Source organism: Klebsiella sp. CN_Kp091, from assembly GCF_040065095.1.
GTDB lineage: Bacteria > Pseudomonadota > Gammaproteobacteria > Enterobacterales > Enterobacteriaceae > Klebsiella > Klebsiella aerogenes.
This window is the reverse complement of record NZ_JBEAIO010000042.1, coordinates 78936-94642: the sequence shown is the minus strand read 5'-3', so window position 1 is coordinate 94642 and position 15707 is coordinate 78936. Positions and strand designations below refer to the sequence as shown.

Below are 15707 nucleotides of genomic sequence, written 5' to 3'. Positions count from 1 at the left end.
AGCGTCGTTATTGCGTAAACTTTAAAAACTTTACCAACTCGCTGTTTCTTTAAGGTCATTTGTACGCTTTACTCACCGCCTTGTGCTGTGCGGCAAGAGTGTTGCGGCATATTTTGTTTGGAAAGGATACTTGGGTGGCTCTTATGACGCATGATGCTTTTTCCCTTCGCGGCCTCGCGGCAGGCTGCGCGCTTTTACTTCTCGTGGCCCCTGCTGTGCAGGCGGCGGATCAACTTCCGGATGCGCCATCGATTGATGCGCGAGCCTGGATCCTGATGGACTATGCCAGCGGCAAAGTATTGAGTGAAGGCAATGCCGACGAGAAACTCGACCCGGCCAGCCTGACCAAAATCATGACCAGCTACGTGGTAGGCCAGGCGCTGAAAGCAGGCAAAATCAAACTGACCGATACGGTCACCGTCGGCCGCGATGCGTGGGCCACCGGTAACCCGGCGCTGCGCGGCTCCTCGGTGATGTTCCTGAAGCCAGGCATGCAGGTATCGGTTGAAGACCTCAATAAGGGCGTGATAATTCAGTCCGGTAACGATGCCAGCATCGCCATTGCGGATTATGTCGCCGGTAGCCAGGATTCGTTTGTCAACCTGATGAACGGCTATGCGCAGAAAATCGGCCTGACTAACACCACCTTTAAAACCGTCCATGGCCTGGACGCGCCGGGGCAGTTCAGCACCGCTCGCGATATGGCGCTGCTGACCAAAGCGATGATCCATGATGTGCCGGAAGAGTACGCGGTACACAAAGAAAAAGAGTTCACCTTCAATAAAATCCGCCAGCCAAACCGCAACCGTCTGCTGTGGAGCACCAACCTCAATGCCGATGGTGTGAAAACCGGCACCACCGCCGGCGCGGGCTACAACCTGGTCTCTTCCGCCACCCAGGGCGATATGCGCCTTATCGCGGTAGTACTGGGCACTAAAACCGACCGTATCCGCTTTAATGAGTCCGAAAAACTGCTGACCTGGGGCTTCCGTTTCTATGAAACCGTTACCCCAATCAAACCGGATGCCACCTTTATTTCTCAGCGCGTGTGGTTCGGTGACAGTAATGAAGTCAAACTGGGCGCCGGCGAATCCGGATCGGTGACTATTCCACGCGGGCAGTTGAAAAACCTGAAAGCGAGCTACAGCCTGACTGAGCCGCAGCTCACCGCGCCGCTGGCGAAAGGGCAGGTGGTGGGCACCATCGACTTTAAACTCAATGACAAAACCATTGAACAGCGCCCGCTGATCGTCATGGAAGAAGTGAAAGAGGGCGGCTTCTTCAGCCGCATGGTCGACTTCGTGCTGATGAAACTGCACGGCTGGTTCGGCAGTTGGTTCTCTTAAGCGACAGGCCGCGCCCTATGGGGCGCGGTTAGTACAGCAGTGAAATTTGCTTTTCTTTCGCCAGCGCCAGCAGATCGTCATCCGGGCGAACGTCGCTGGCGATGACGTCAAAACGCGATAACTCCCCCATCCGCGCCGGCCGCACTTTGCCAAACTTACTGTGATCGACCACCAGCACATGGTAGCGAGCATTATTCATGGCCCAGTGTTTCACCGGCAGCTCTTCCAGGTTATAGCAGGTCGCGCCTTGTTCGCAGTCGATCCCGGCGGCGGAGTAGTAGGCGATATCCGGGCTGAGGTGGCTCAGGGTATCCTGCAGGCTAAGCGGCAGAAAGATGGCGTTGCTGGCGTGGAATTCGCCGCCGCAAAGAATAGCGCGGCACAGCGGTTTTTCCTGCAAGGCGAGAAAGGTATTTAACGAGTAGCACACGCCGGTAAACGGCAGCTCGTTATCGATAGCGTCGATTATCCATGGCGTCGTGGTGCCGCAGTCAAAAAAGGCCATCTGATGCGCTTCAAGCAGCCCGGCGGCGTGGCGCGCGGCGCGGCGTTTTTCATCCACCAGACGGGTTTTCTGATCGCTCAGCAGGTAGTGCGTGGCGCTACGCGGCTCCAGCACAATATACCCGCCCAACAGCACCACCGGGCCGCTGTGGCCGTTCAAATCGCGACGAATGGTCATTTCCGACACGCCAAGCAGCGAGGCTGCTTCTTTCAGGTGAAGTTTATCGCTGCGCTTGAGTGCCTGAATGAGCTGGTTAATGCGTTCGTCACGACGAGTTTCCATATACCCTCTGAGCTAAAATCGCCCTGCAAGGGCAGGGCGTCAGCTTGATTTTACCCGGCAGCGAGGGGTTCGTCACCTGTCAGACGTTAGCCGCGTACCCAGCCTTTACGAATCGGCAGCGAGAAGCAGAGACGATACAAACGTTGCAGCCATTGGTAGAGGCCATGACCGCCGCTCTGCCACAGCAGTTGCGCCCCAAGGCAGCCGCACATGCCGGCCAGCAGCCCGCCCAGCATATCCAATGGCCAGTGTACTCCGAGATAGACGCGCGACCATGCAATCGCCGAGGCGATGACCAGCAGCAGCGCCCCGGACCACACCCGGTGCCAGAATAAAAACGCCAGCGCGAAGGTAAAGATGACGGTGCCGTGATCGCTTGGGAACGAGTCATCCGCCGCATGATGCAGGAAGTTATAGCCGACGCCGTCAACAAACGGCCGGTCATGCGGAAACAGATGACCGATAACCCACGAAATAGACAGGCTCAGGGCCAGGGCCAGCATGACCTTGAATACCAACTGACGCTGGTTTGGCCCCCATAGCCACAGCGCCACCACCAGCAGCGGCACAATGATAATTAAGTCTTTGGCAATAAAGGTGGCGACCTCAATCGCCCACCACGAGGAGGCCGGGGTGGCGTTAATCAGGGCAAACAGCGCGTAGTTGATATTTTCCAGCATGCTTCCAGTCTCTGGTTACGATGGCAATAAGCCGCTCACCTTATTGAAAGGAAACGATAAGGTAAAGCAGCATTGTCTTAATTATCAGTTTGTTACGAAATATACCTGTCAGATGCCCTTGCCAGCATGTCGACCGAGAAAGTATATCGGCTGTAATCTCATTGAAACATAAACGAAATATAAATATTCGTTTCATGCCGGAATGTGGGCTGGCGATATTTTTCATTGTCACTCACAATTCACTATCTCCACGGGTCGACTTTCATTAAACTTTGCGCGATTTTTTTTTAATTAAGAGATTGCATGCAGAATTATTCGCTATCAGGTAAACGCCTCGGTCGTCAGGCGTTGCTGTTCCCGCTGTGCCTTGTGTTATATGAATTCTCCACCTATATCGGCAACGATATGATCCAACCGGGTATGCTCGCGGTGGTGCAGGAGTTTCAGGTCGGCAATGAGTGGGTTCCTACCTCTATGACCGCCTATCTGGCGGGGGGGATGTTTTTGCAGTGGCTGCTGGGGCCGCTGTCGGATCGTATTGGCCGCCGTCCGGTGATGCTGACCGGGGTGGTGTGGTTTATCGTCACCTGTCTGGCGACGCTGCTGGCGCAAACCATTGAACAATTTACCCTGCTGCGTTTCCTGCAGGGCATCAGCCTGTGCTTTATCGGCGCGGTGGGCTATGCGGCTATACAGGAGTCATTTGAGGAGGCGGTATGCATCAAAATTACCGCCCTGATGGCTAACGTCGCGCTAATTGCCCCGCTGCTCGGGCCGCTGGTCGGCGCTGCCTGGGTGCATATGCTGCCGTGGGAGATGATGTTTGTGCTGTTCGCCGTGCTGGCGGCCATCTCCTTTGTCGGGCTGCAGCGGGCGATGCCGGAAACGGCGACGCGGATGGGGGAAAAGCTGTCGGTAAAAGAGCTGGGGCGCGACTATCGTCTGGTGCTGAAAAACCTGCGCTTTGTCGCCGGGGCGCTGGCGACCGGTTTTGTTAGCCTGCCGCTGCTGGCGTGGATTGCGCAATCACCGGTCATTATTATCAGCGGCGAGCAGGCCACCAGCTATGAGTACGGCATGCTGCAGGTGCCGATTTTCGGCGCGCTGATCGCCGGCAACCTGGTACTGGCGCGTCTGACCTCGCGCCGCTCGGTACGCTCGTTGATTATTATGGGCGGCTGGCCGATTATGTTTGGCCTGCTCCTGTCGGCGGCGGCCACGGTCGTTTCGTCCCATGCTTATCTGTGGATGACCGCTGGTTTGAGCTTCTACGCTTTCGGAATTGGCCTGGCTAACGCCGGGCTGGTGCGCTTAACGCTGTTCGCCAGCGAGATGAGTAAAGGGACGGTTTCGGCGGCGATGGGTATGCTGCAGATGCTGATCTTTACCGTAGGCATTGAGCTTAGCAAGCATGCTTATGAGCTTGGCGGCAACGGCCTGTTCAGCCTGTTTAACCTGTTGGGCGGGGTGCTATGGCTGGGGCTGATTATTTACTTCCTGAAAGATAAAAGCGTCGGCAGTTCGCAGCAGGCGTGATACTTAGCAACCCGGATGCCCAAAGGCATCCGGGGTTTCATCAGGCGAACGGCGCTTCGCGATTCAATACCTTATCGATAATCTGCAATACGCCTTCTTCGTTATTATGCGGCGCATGATGACTGGCGACGGCTTTGACCTCCGCTTTGGCATTCGCCATGGCGAAACCAAAACCGGCATGCTGCAGCATTTCAATATCATTACCGCTATCGCCGAAGGCCACCACTTCATGGTTCTCAATGCCCCAGCGCTCTTGCAAAATGCGCAGGCCGTTGGCTTTATGCACGCCAGGGATGATTAAATCGATACTGCCGTAGCCGGTGGCTACAGCGGTAACCATATCGCCCAGCGCCGCGTGCAGCTTCGGTTGAATTTGCGCAATCAGATGATCCGGCACGTTCAGGCCGAATTTGAGGATCGCGTCATCGAGATGGTTAAAATCATCCACCAGTTCGAGACGGTGATAGTACTTCGCCGCCACCGCTTTTAACTCGTCGTTATAGCTATTGAGCGTATAGGCGCTGTGTTTGCCGCAGGCGATAATTTCGATATGGGGCAGCGTTTGCAGGTGGTCGACGACGGCGTTGAAATGCGTCGTCGGCAGCTGACAGTTAAAGATATCCTCTTTACCGCTCACCACCCAACCGCCGTTTTCGGCGACGAAGGCGATTTCATCGACCAGCTCCGGGAAAAACGATATCAGCTGGTAATACTGGTTGCCGCTGGCGACCACAAAGCGAATACCCTGTTCACGCATGCGCTGATACTGCGCCAGAAAACGTGGGCGATTATAGGTCTTGGCATCGCTTAAAAAGGTGCCGTCCATGTCTACCGCAATTAGTTTGATGCTCATTAGCTATTCTCCATCACAGGTTCAGGCTGCGGTTTGGCTACCGCGCGGGCTACCAGCGCCGCCACCATCACCAGGCCAAGTACCACCATCATGGCGCTACGCAGGCCAAAGTGTTCGCCAAGGAAGCCCAGCAGCGGTGGCCCGACGAGGAAAGCCAGGTAGCCGGTAATCGCCACGACGCTTACACGTTTAGGCGCATCCGGGCCGGTATCGCTGGCGGCGGAAATCGTCAACGGGAAACCAAGCGAAGCGCCGAGTCCCCACAGCAGTACTGATACCCCGGCAACCCAGGTGCTGTCGACAAAAATAATCAGCCCGATACCCAGCGCGCCCATTACCGCGCTGGCGCGTACGACGGTGACGCGGCTGTAGCGGTCGATAAACCAGCCGCCGGTGAAGCGGCCGAGGGTCATGCCGAGGGTGAAACCGGCGTAAATCAGCGAACCGGAAGTAGGGCTAAAGCCATGGCCGTCGACCATCAGCAGGGGCAGCCAGTCGTTAGCGGAACCTTCGGCAAAGGCCATTGCCAGCACGATCACCCCGATCAGCAACAGCTGCACGTCGCGCCAGACCGGTAGGCCTTTGGCCTCGCTATGGGCGGATTCGGCGGCGTTTTTGCCGGTACCGTCGGGGATGGCGCGAATAGCGATAACGATGGGGGCAATCGCTACCAGCGCGGCGATCAGAATATGCGGCGCGGCGGGCAGGCCAAAACCGGTCACCGCCATACCGATGCCGGCGCCCACCAGGGTGCCGAAGCTGTAAAAACCGTGCATCATCGGCAGCACGGTTTTATTCATTTCCCGTTCAACGGCGGCGCCTTCGACGTTAATCGCCACTTCCGCCGAGCCGAAGCTGGCGCCGAAGATAGCCAGCCCGAAGGCGAACAGCGGCGCGGAGGCGAGCCACAGCGCGAAGCTTAGCACCAGCATGCCCGCCACGGCGCACAGCATGGTGGTGCGGATGACTTTACGGGTACCGAAGCGCTTCACCAGCCATGCTGAACAGAGAATGCCGCTCATCGAACCAATCGACAGGCCAAATAGCACCATTCCCATTTCAGCAGTGGAAAGGGTCAGTAAATCGCGAATCGCGGGCGTACGGGTGGCCCAGGAGGCCATCAATAAGCCGGGAATAAAGAAGAACATAAATAGCGCCCACAGCCGAAGCTGGAGGGCTTTGCGAGAAGTTTGCGCCGTCATCCATAAACGCCCGAGAAAGAAGAGTTGCAGACAACAGTAACAAGGTTGTGTACATTTGTACACATTCCGCTATCGCTTGATTTGCATAGCGCACAGAGGGGAAAAACACATCGATGACCCGCAGACCGAACGATCCGCAGCGGCGCGAGCGCATCCTGCAGGCGACGCTGGATACCATCGCCACACACGGTATTCATGCGGTAACACACCGTAAAATCGCCAGCTGCGCCGGGGTACCGTTGGGCTCGCTGACCTATTATTTTAGCGGTATTGAGGCGCTGATTGAGGAAGCGTTTCGTAACTTCACCGTCGAAATGTCGGCGCAGTATCAGCAATTTTTCGACGGCGTCGGCAGCCGCCAGCAGGCCTGTGACGCTATCGCCGAGCTTATATTCAGCGCTCAGGTGACCACTGCGCGTAATATGGAGTTAATGTACCAGCTGTACGCGTTTTGCAGCAGCCGACCAGCGCTGAAAGCGGTCATGCAGAGCTGGATGCTGCGCAGCCAGCAAACGCTGGAGCAGTGGTTTGAACCGGCGACGGCGCGTGGGCTGGATGCGTTTATCGAGGGGATGACGCTGCACTTCGTGACCGATAGCGCGCCGCTTTCGAAAGCGGCGATTCGCCTGATGGTCGCGCGGCTGGCAGGGGAGAATGGCGCTAGCTAAGCGTCGCCCCCGCGGTGACGTTAACCACCGTGGCGGTCATCGCCGCCGCCGACGGTGAGGCGAGAAAGGTGATGACCCCAGCTATCTGCGCAAGCGTTGGCAACCGCTGCAGCATCGTGCCGTGCGCCGCACCACCCAGCCACTGTTCAACGCTCAAGCCCAGCGCCTGCGCTTTAGGCGCAAACACCTCGGCAGTATAAGAACCCGCCTGCGCCGCATCCGCTATTGCGTGCGACCGCACGCCGAGCACGCGGATATTTTTCGCCCCCAGTTCGCTGGCCAATGCTTTGATAAAGGCTTCCATTGCGGCGCAGCCGACGATATGGCCAAGGTGTCCAGGAACGGCCATCGTCGCGGAAGGAGGAATAGTGGTAATAATGACGCCCGCGCGTTCGCCACCCATCCACGGCGCTACTGCCTTAGCAATAGTAAATTGGGCATCGAGAAAGGGGACAAAACCCTGGTGATACTCGGTAAGGGATAATTGTTCCAGCGTTTTCCCCTGATCGTGGAGAAAGCCCGTGGCATTAACCACAATATCAATCCCGCCGGTTCTCCCGGCCAGGTTGGCCACCTGCGCGCCAGTTTGCTCGCCATCCAGCACATCCAGTTGCAGAGTCTCGACGATACCTCCAGCGGCGCGAATCTCAGCCGCCGCCTTTTCCAGCTTATCCGCCCGCCGGGCGGCCAGAAAGATCCGCGCGCCTTCTTTCGCCATGGCAAGCGCCGCCGCGCGGCCAATCGCGCCGCTGCCGCCGAAAATTACCACGGTCTTATCTTTAAGCAACATGGAGAGTGCCTTATGTGGGACTGGATCAGCAAAGTATGGGTGAAAAAATAGACTGTGCAAGGAGGGGGTACTTACGTTTAGTGATTGATTTTCTTATTAGGTGTTTGTTTAACTTGTTGATTTAATAAGTAAATATTTTAATTATCACTGGCTAATAGACGCGCTTTTGATTAGCCTTGGGTTACCTGATGCAGGGATAAGAGAGAGCCAATGAAACCAAAAAGATTCTCTTCAAGCTATGTATGTAAAAAGATCTGTATTCATGCAATCAATATATTTGAAGCTGTCGGAACAGGCAGCTTCTCTATCGCCGCTGTGGTTTGTTTTATTGCTCTGGATGGCTGGTTATTCAAGCTGGGTGGTTTCACCATCTGTTTTACGCTGGTGTGCTTGATAAGCTTTATCGCCGATTATTTAAGAGGGGATATTTAAGTGGCATGTTGAGGATATATCAGTTATACAACATAGGGAGAACGTATCGTACTGATGAAAAAATTGCGTGTTAAATTAATTTGGGTAGAGTTTCTTTCTTAAGAATGTTATCGCTTTCCATGAAAGCGGATAAGGGGTAGCTATTAGTGCAAAGGTGCAGCAAACTGCAGTCACAGCAAAGTAAGCCAGCCCATTACCAGTATCATTAGTCAGCATCGCGTAGCTACAAAAGATAAGCAGGGCAATGATAATAATACAGGACATGTAAAAACGACGTCTCAGTTCTTTCAACAAGGCCTGCAGGCTTTGATCTTTACGTTGTGGACTCTCAAGTCCTTTTCGCAGCATATTAATCTCTTTGCTGGTAAAACCGTGCTCCTGAAGTTTTTGTTCCTGCTGTACATCAATCATATTTTTACCTTCAACCGAAACACCTCTTAATCGTTGCGGACAATAATATCAACAATTATTGCAGGATGATAGGCTCTGCAGTTCCAGTAACAATATTACCGGAACTGGTAATATACGTCGTGCAAATGACAAATGTAACAGAGTTCTCACCCCCTTAGCTAAAGGCTGGAATGCTATGTTAGATAGTCATAGGCTTTTTCATGCTCCCGGATAATAAATTTTTTAAGTCTGAGAATATATATTAACGTCAATGTTAAGCTGGTTATGAACCATAGACAGCCAACGGTAATGATCGAGATGAGAAAGGTGATGACAGGTTTGTTATGAGTGGTATCTTTAATAGATTTCATTATGTTCTCTTTGTCATCCGCATTGGTGAAGGAATCACAAATAAATCTCCCCAGTTGTGGTGTTATTATTTTATTATTTACCAGGTGCGAGGCCTCGCCAGAGATACAGCTTTTTTCTGTGAGATGCCAGGAGGGATGGAATGCGTGTTCTGATGCTTCTGTTTCCGAGATTAAAAACCACTCATCCGTTTCTTTAAGAATTAAAGATGTCCAGCCCGGACGTATTTGTAATAGCTTCACGCCATAATATGAACTGGTTGCTAAACTGCCGAAAAGAAATAATAATACGATAGAAAACAATATCACATTTGCGCGAGTCAGTCTGGGTATCTCTTTTGTTGATATTTTGATCATGAAAAAGCGAATTCTCCATGTGCTTAATTTGGCTTTTTTATATATATCATCGATGTCATCTAAAGGTTTGTTTAAGTAATTTAAGATGGCTTTTATGATGGGCAGAGCGGCGATAACCGTCCCTATCATTTCTTTACTAAATATATTAATAAGACTTTGAGTTAACATCTGAATTCCTTATCAGTAGAAGTAAAGTATCAACACTACGTTTTTACATAGCAAGATAAGTACGTCAATTCAATAGCAGTAACTATCAAATGTTAAGGAAGTGCTTCTCTGTGAGGCGAAAGCAAGACCAGATACTTTTGTTAAGAGTGGGGCGGTTTTCACGGGAAGGTCATCGCATGCAGAAACGAGTTGTCAGCTAGGAGGTTGATTCTAAGGAAGCTGAATTTCAGGCAACAAAAAACCCATTTATGTAAACGGGTTAATTAAAACAACGAGTTACAAGATAATCAATAAGTTAGGTTAGTGATAAGGAGTGGCGATTACGGGGCAATGCCAACCGCTGCCGCCACTTTGTCGCCATTTGGCAGGGTAGCCAGCGGGTTGAAGCGCAGGGCGGTTTCAAGATGGTCTGGTGCCAGATGAGCATAGCGCATGGTCATTTTAATGTCGTGATGACCTAGGATTTTCTGCAGGGCAAGTATGTTCCCGCCCGACATCATAAAGTGTGCAGCAAACGTGTGGCGCAGAACGTGGGTAAGCTGTCCGCGTGGAAGCACGATGGAGGTTTTCTCCATGACTGATAAAAACTGGAAGTAGCAGTCCGTAAAGAACTTGAAGCCGTCGAGGGCAATGATTTCTTCGTACAGCTCTTTGCTGATCGGGATACTGCGGTTCTTTTTGCCTTTTGTCCTGACGAATGTGATTCGATACTTTGTGACCTGGGAACGGGTGAGATTTACAGCTTCGCGCCAGCGTGCTCCGGTACTCAGACAGATTTTAACGACCAGAGCGAGAAGGGCGCTTTGGCGTTGGCAGTCATTCAGAAGTTCTGTGATTTGTTCATGCGTCAGCCAGGCCATTTCCTTTTCCGATATAGTGAACTTGCGCATGTTTTCCAAAGGGTTTGGTGCTGTCCATTCACCGAGTCGGGCCAACTCGCTAAAAACACCACTCAGATAACTTTGCTCTAGATTGATAGTGACTGGGCTGGCACCTTTCTTCCACTTCTCGCTAAAGTAGATTTCACCCGTCAGGCGTTTGTCGCGGTAATGAGCGAATAATTTCGAGTTGAGATCAGTAGCGAGGGGGTTTTCGAGTGCATCGACCATCAAGAGTAGCTTGTCGTAAACATGCTCGCCAGCGGTAAGGGATTTGCCGTGCAGTTTGAACCAGAGTTCAACGATGTCTTTCAACGTCCGACGGTCTACCGATTCACCTAGCCAGGGTTTCGCCTCCGTCTCATCCATAGTGTGGCGTTCAAAAGCCAGTGCTTCGCCTTTAGTGGTGAACTGCTTACGTACACGCCGTCCACTGCGCCCAGCGGGGTAGCATTCACAAATCCATTTTCCTGTGTCGAGTTTTCGTACTGCCATAAAAAAAGCCCTCATGTCTGAGGGCTAAATTTAACTGTATGTTTGAACAGTGGTCAATGTATGAATTTCATAAATTCATACATCATCAACTTAAGTTCTTAAGGCCTTTGATAAGCGGGCACCTATTGCTCGTTTCCAAACTTTATTATGAACGATACGCTCATATTCAAGTTCACCATTGATAATCTCGGCTTTGGTTAATTGGGATAATGTTTCCCAATCTTTTTTGAAAATGTAAGTCGCATTATCAAGGAAAATGCTTTCAAGAACGTATATACCTTTACTTTCAAAACCAAAGATAAAATATCCGTTGAATCCCGCATGACCCGTAGCAATGAAATCAGGTTTGTAGACATTGATTAGCTTGAGCCTAGATTCAATGACCTCTTTATCACTATCTGATGCTGAAGTCTTTTGTGTGTTAGTAGCTATTATTTTTGAAATTTCTTCCCATGGATATTTCCCTTTAGGTAATACAGACCATAAGACTTTTTTGAATTTTGTTGTTATTAATGGCTCTTTTGCTGTATCTAAAATTTCTATCTCATCAAAACATTCGAGCATTAAATTTATTATGTGAATGTTTAACTCTGAATTTTCATCAGATAAATTTAGTAAAGGAGATGTTATGTATGTCCCATTTTTTGTTTTAGCAACAGAGAACATTATCGCAGGAGCTGGGATATGCTCTCTTGCTATCCGCATAGCCGTTCGTGTGCGCATCCCATAATGAGGATTTCTATGCCAATCGTACGTAGTACTTGTGTATGAAACGCTGTATTGCTCTTTTGGTAAATCTGGGCGAAGGATTTCCTTTCCATTAGCATTGAAACTTGTAAACTTACCAATAACACTCGGTATTATCGATAGGCCTTCTTCTGGTGAAATGCCTAATCCAATCTCAGCTAGCTTGGCAGGTTCGATATCCTCTAACTTGACACCTAAGGTTATATTGTCTTGACCACCACAACACTTCAAAAAACGATCTAATGTTCTAATGGAATTAGCTTTAAATTTCATTAAAAAACTCTCCTTAGTTAAGCAACGATCAGTTCATCATGGGGGATTTTATCTGTAGAGGCTTTTTCACTTAAGGCTAGTGACTCACGATATTCTTTAGCCTCAGCAAACATCGTCCAGTGCGCATCAATACTCATTTCTTGAATCGTAGATTTGATGTCTTTTATACCAACATTGAAAAATTCTTTGCGTGCGTTAACTTTGTTCACTTGCTTATCGTTAAACACTTTGTGGAGATGATTTTCAAGTGACGGGGCATCATCACTGTAGATCATTGCATGCACATCGAATGAGAAAGGTACGCTGGCATCACCCAACTCACGAACTCGATCAAGCGGTTCAAGTCTACGTGTCATGCCAATCTTATAAACGTTTTCTCCAAAGGAACCGATGTTACTGATCACATATACATGACCTGAACGTGTTTGCTGCGCCATCGAAATGGCTCGTTGGTTTTTGGCTTCAGCTTCTTCGTACTTAATTTGCAGCTCAGCCAGTTTCTGTTCGAGGGCTATACGCTGTTCTTCGCCTGCGAGCATCAGTTCTTTAGTCGCTTTATCAATAGCCTGTTGAATAGCCTTTTCTTCTTTTTCAGCTTCTTTTATCGCTTTTTCGTATTCACGACGCGCTTTTTCTTCTTCGCGCAGCTGTTCTTTAATTCGTCTTTGTTCTTCTCTTTCTTCGAGCATAATTTCATTTACAGCTACCCCCCATTTAAGTTCGTTGAGTCGGGCTTGTAAGTAGATATCGGTGATCTTAGCGGACCTAAAAGCTGAACCGTTAAAATTAACAAGTTCAAAAGCATCTTTTATTTCTTGGGATAATTTACCGTAATTGTTATGTTTTATTTTTGAAAGGGTGCTATCGACCTTTCCATTGAAAGCATCTAGCACAAATTTAATTGCGGTGTTTCGTCTGTTCGGTTCGACATACTCACAGCTTGCCGCTTTGTTCGTTTTGATAAGAGACTTAGTCAACTCCCTGGCTTTTTGCAGCTCTTTCCCTGCATCCGTAAATTCATAGTTCTCTGCCAGTTCGTCCAAAACGCTACGGTTAGGAACTATCCATTCATCTCCGTATCCTTCAATTTTATTTTTCATTGATTTGGCGACTGCTTGATAGGTCTCTGCGAACTCTTTCGCTTCATATGCAGAGCCAGCAATTTCTTTTGCTCGTATCTCAGCATCTGCGATTATTTTCATCGCATTATCATTTGCATTGGAGATCAGTTCATCTGCTTTACTATTTGCGTTATCAAGTCGCTCTTTCGCTTTCAAGCGGGCATCACGAGCATCTTGGGTGATAGCAACAGCTTCGCTATTGGCGTTGCTTAAAGTTAATTCAGCCTGGTAGTGGGCTTCGTTTACTGCTCTTGCAGCTTTTATTTGCGCTTCTTCAATCTTTTTTTTGGCTGTAGCTTCAGCTGTTTTTATCTTCTTCTCCGCATCCAGTACAGCATCATGCAATTCTTGGTACTGCCATAAGGGTGCTGCTTTCCCTTCAAGCTCAGCATGTTCACGGATGGCCTGAGCTAATTTTTCCTGTGTTTCACCTAATTCACCTTCAAGTGATTTATTGCTGGAGGCTAAAACATCCATTTCCTCTCGATGTTTTTTACTTTTCTTGAAAAGTACCACAGATAAAATGGGAGAGAGCAATGCGAATAAGAGAACTACTATAATAAATAAATCCATTTCAAAATCCTTTTATCATATCAATTTGAAACCGTTGTGCTTCTTACATATGCGATCACTTCTATATCTGAAAAAGCACATTCAAAACTATTATTTGCAGTGGAAATTTTAATCATGCCCTTGGGCAACCGGGTGAGAAGTCTAATGGAATAAGTTCCATCAATGTTGATCAACCAGTGTCCATCGAGCACTTCTGCAAACTTTTGTTCACATATATATGTAGTCGGTCCGTCGAGGATAACCATCGGAGCAGATATATTTGTTGGAAGAAATGATGTGTCAAAAACATACGATCCATCTTCAACTATTTTTCCTGCGGACAGACGAAACTTTGCGAGCTCTTCGGTGGTTGCTGTTTGAGAACTTAGCTTGAGGCCTTGCCCGGTGGCTAACCAATTGAGCGAGGTACCTGTTTCCAGGGCACATTGAATTATCCAATCCGCGGGGAAGGTATCTCGCATGTATCTGTTAGCCAATGTGCTTTTTGACACTTCTAAGTGGTCAGCAAGGGCTTGCCTTGTTGTAAAACCATATGCCTCGACCAATCGCTCAATCGCAGCCTTGCCACCCTGATTGGGATTTATTTTGATCTCATTTGGGTACTTTGGTGTTGACATATCTCTTATGCGATCCTAGTATCAATTTTGTCCCCATTTGGGTACTTGTCACGATTACTACCGGCTCACCACAAGCCAATAGGAGATGTTGCATCATGACCCCAAACATTTCAATCACTCTGAATACACCGCACGTCACAATTGAACGCTACAGCGAGCTAACAGGACTGCCTGTAGACACCATTAACGACATGCTCGCTGATGGTCGTTTGCCTCGCCACCGTCTGCGTAAGGACAAGAAGCGCGAGAAAGTGATGATTAATATCGTCGCGCTGACGGTTGATGCGCTTTCTGATTGCAATGTCGCTATTAGTTAGTTCCATTTTGAGATAGATCGGAGTTTCTTGCTATGTTTGACTATCGAGTTTCCAAACACCCGCATTTCGATGATGCCTGCCGTGCCTTTGCCTTACGTCATAACATGGCGAAGTTGGCAGAACGCGCTGGCATAAATGTCCAGACGCTGCGCAACAAGCTAAACCCGGAGCAACCGCATCAACTTACGCCGCCTGAGATCTGGCTGCTGACAGATATCACAGAAGACTCAACGCTGGTTGACGGTTTTCTGGCTCAAATCCATTGCCTGCCGTGCGTGCCATTGAATGAAGTGGCAAAAGAAAACCTGCCACATTACGTCATGAGTGCAACTGCGGAGATTGGGCGTGTAGCTGCAGGAGCAGTATCCGGTGATGTGAAAACCACCGCAGGCCGCCGCGATGTGATCAATAGCATCAACTCTGTTACGCGCCTTATGGCACTTACTGCAGTTTCATTGCATGCGCGTTTGCAGGCTAATCCAGCGATGGCAAGCGCGGTAGATACTGTGACGGGCCTGGGCGCTTCGTTCGGTCTGATCTGAGGTGGCTATGCTGACTAAAGAACCATCCTTTGCATCTCTGCTCGTTAAGCAAAGTCCTGCAATGCACTGCGGTCATGGCTGGATTATGGGGAAGGATGGCAAGCGCTGGCACCCGTGCCGTTCTCAGGATGCGCTACTGGCTGAACTGTCCACTAAAAAGCAGGGGAAACCATGGCTATTGAAGGGGATGCTGCGACTGTTCCGCTAAGCGTTGGCCTCCGCCTTAATGGGTTAAACCACATCGCGGAATTAAGGGCGAAAGTGTTTGGCTTAAATATTTATTCAGAACTGGAACGCTTTATTAGCGATATGCGGGACCAACGGGATATTAACCATGAACAGAATAAACGCGCACTAGCCGCAATATTCTTTATGGCAAAAATTCCGGCAGAACGTCACGGTGTCAATATTAGTGATCTGACTACTGACGAAAAGCGGGAACTGGTGAAAGCAATGAATCATTTTCGTGCAGTGGTGAGCTTATTTCCCAAACGGCTAACCATGCCGAATTAATCCACGACAGAAATTAATGGCGTAAACCCGCCGGGCATTCTTTTGCCCAAATTC

19 protein-coding genes are annotated in these 15707 nt (G+C 49.8%); 8 read left to right on the top strand and 11 right to left on the bottom strand.

Annotated features, from left to right (window positions below; all coding sequences use genetic code 11):
- Positions 1-143 precede the first annotated feature (143 nt).
- On the top strand, positions 144-1346 hold the full coding sequence (gene dacC / locus ABLV17_RS17300; RefSeq protein ID WP_271032343.1) for a serine-type D-Ala-D-Ala carboxypeptidase: 1203 nt from the start codon (positions 144-146) through the stop codon (positions 1344-1346).
- Between the two features lie 28 nt (positions 1347-1374).
- Here dacC and deoR read toward each other — a convergent pair whose 3' ends face one another.
- Both deoR and ybjG read right to left on the bottom strand, forming a co-directional pair.
- Positions 1375-2133: a DNA-binding transcriptional repressor DeoR gene (gene deoR / locus ABLV17_RS17295; RefSeq protein WP_015367546.1), complete on the bottom strand. Its 759-nt coding sequence runs from the start codon at positions 2131-2133 to the stop codon at positions 1375-1377.
- 86 nt (positions 2134-2219) lie between these two features.
- Complete coding sequence (ybjG, locus tag ABLV17_RS17290) at positions 2220-2813, bottom strand: undecaprenyl-diphosphate phosphatase (RefSeq protein ID WP_045359985.1); 594 nt, start codon at positions 2811-2813, stop codon at positions 2220-2222.
- 303 nt (positions 2814-3116) lie between these two features.
- On the opposite strand from ybjG, the gene kdeA reads away from it, so the two are divergent.
- The gene (gene kdeA, locus ABLV17_RS17285; RefSeq protein ID WP_015367543.1) at positions 3117-4349 is read left to right on the top strand and encodes a multidrug efflux MFS transporter KdeA; all 1233 of its coding nucleotides are present in this window, start codon (positions 3117-3119) and stop codon (positions 4347-4349) included.
- Between the two features lie 40 nt (positions 4350-4389).
- On the opposite strand, the gene ABLV17_RS17280 is transcribed toward kdeA, so the two are convergent.
- Positions 4390-5202, bottom strand: coding sequence for a Cof-type HAD-IIB family hydrolase (locus tag ABLV17_RS17280; protein WP_271032242.1), 813 nt, complete (start codon positions 5200-5202; stop codon positions 4390-4392).
- The gene (locus tag ABLV17_RS17275; protein ID WP_087859992.1) at positions 5202-6404 is read right to left on the bottom strand and encodes an MFS transporter; all 1203 of its coding nucleotides are present in this window, start codon (positions 6402-6404) and stop codon (positions 5202-5204) included. The genes ABLV17_RS17280 and ABLV17_RS17275 overlap by 1 nt, the downstream gene beginning before the upstream one ends.
- A 113-nt stretch (positions 6405-6517) precedes the next feature.
- Here ABLV17_RS17275 and ABLV17_RS17270 point away from each other — a divergent pair, with 113 nt between their 5' ends.
- On the top strand, positions 6518-7072 hold the full coding sequence (locus tag ABLV17_RS17270; protein WP_308957812.1) for a TetR family transcriptional regulator: 555 nt from the start codon (positions 6518-6520) through the stop codon (positions 7070-7072).
- On the opposite strand, the gene ABLV17_RS17265 is transcribed toward ABLV17_RS17270, so the two are convergent.
- Complete coding sequence (locus ABLV17_RS17265; RefSeq protein WP_308957811.1) at positions 7065-7862, bottom strand: SDR family oxidoreductase; 798 nt, start codon at positions 7860-7862, stop codon at positions 7065-7067. The two genes, ABLV17_RS17270 and ABLV17_RS17265, sit on opposite strands and share 8 nt — an antisense overlap.
- A 210-nt stretch (positions 7863-8072) precedes the next feature.
- On the opposite strand from ABLV17_RS17265, the gene ABLV17_RS17260 reads away from it, so the two are divergent.
- Positions 8073-8294: a hypothetical protein gene (locus tag ABLV17_RS17260; RefSeq protein WP_308957810.1), complete on the top strand. Its 222-nt coding sequence runs from the start codon at positions 8073-8075 to the stop codon at positions 8292-8294.
- A gap of 75 nt (positions 8295-8369) precedes the next feature.
- Here ABLV17_RS17260 and ABLV17_RS17255 read toward each other — a convergent pair whose 3' ends face one another.
- The 6 genes from ABLV17_RS17255 to ABLV17_RS17230 all read right to left on the bottom strand — a co-directional run bounded on the left by ABLV17_RS17255 (position 8370) and on the right by ABLV17_RS17230 (position 14281).
- A complete protein-coding gene (locus ABLV17_RS17255) occupies positions 8370-8705 on the bottom strand; it encodes a hypothetical protein (protein ID WP_271032247.1) in 336 nt (111 codons plus the stop codon).
- Between the two features lie 173 nt (positions 8706-8878).
- The gene (locus ABLV17_RS17250; RefSeq protein ID WP_308957809.1) at positions 8879-9577 is read right to left on the bottom strand and encodes a DUF6216 family protein; all 699 of its coding nucleotides are present in this window, start codon (positions 9575-9577) and stop codon (positions 8879-8881) included.
- A gap of 320 nt (positions 9578-9897) precedes the next feature.
- Complete coding sequence (locus ABLV17_RS17245) at positions 9898-10950, bottom strand: tyrosine-type recombinase/integrase (protein ID WP_308957808.1); 1053 nt, start codon at positions 10948-10950, stop codon at positions 9898-9900.
- Positions 10951-11040: 90 nt separating this feature from the next.
- Entirely contained in the window at positions 11041-11970 is a 930-nt protein-coding gene (locus ABLV17_RS17240; RefSeq protein ID WP_308957807.1) for a hypothetical protein, read from the bottom strand.
- Positions 11971-11987: 17 nt separating this feature from the next.
- Positions 11988-13664: a DUF4041 domain-containing protein gene (locus ABLV17_RS17235; RefSeq protein WP_308957806.1), complete on the bottom strand. Its 1677-nt coding sequence runs from the start codon at positions 13662-13664 to the stop codon at positions 11988-11990.
- Between the two features lie 20 nt (positions 13665-13684).
- Positions 13685-14281 (bottom strand): phage repressor protein CI, encoded by a 597-nt coding sequence (locus ABLV17_RS17230; RefSeq protein ID WP_163389659.1) that lies wholly within the window; start codon positions 14279-14281, stop codon positions 13685-13687.
- 95 nt (positions 14282-14376) lie between these two features.
- Here ABLV17_RS17230 and ABLV17_RS17225 point away from each other — a divergent pair, with 95 nt between their 5' ends.
- Genes ABLV17_RS17225 through ABLV17_RS17210 form a run of 4 tightly spaced genes read left to right on the top strand, consistent with a single transcriptional unit; the run spans position 14377 to position 15653 of the window.
- Positions 14377-14598, top strand: coding sequence for a regulator for prophage (locus tag ABLV17_RS17225; protein ID WP_004201303.1), 222 nt, complete (start codon positions 14377-14379; stop codon positions 14596-14598).
- 32 nt (positions 14599-14630) lie between these two features.
- A complete protein-coding gene (locus ABLV17_RS17220; protein ID WP_163389660.1) occupies positions 14631-15140 on the top strand; it encodes a phage regulatory CII family protein in 510 nt (169 codons plus the stop codon).
- 7 nt (positions 15141-15147) lie between these two features.
- Positions 15148-15348, top strand: a complete 201-nt coding sequence (locus ABLV17_RS17215) for a phage filamentation protein Fil family protein (protein ID WP_073971182.1) — start codon at positions 15148-15150, stop codon at positions 15346-15348.
- On the top strand, positions 15312-15653 hold the full coding sequence (locus ABLV17_RS17210) for a DUF5347 domain-containing protein (RefSeq protein WP_163389661.1): 342 nt from the start codon (positions 15312-15314) through the stop codon (positions 15651-15653). The genes ABLV17_RS17215 and ABLV17_RS17210 overlap by 37 nt, the downstream gene beginning before the upstream one ends.
- The last annotated feature ends 54 nt before the right edge of the window (positions 15654-15707 follow it).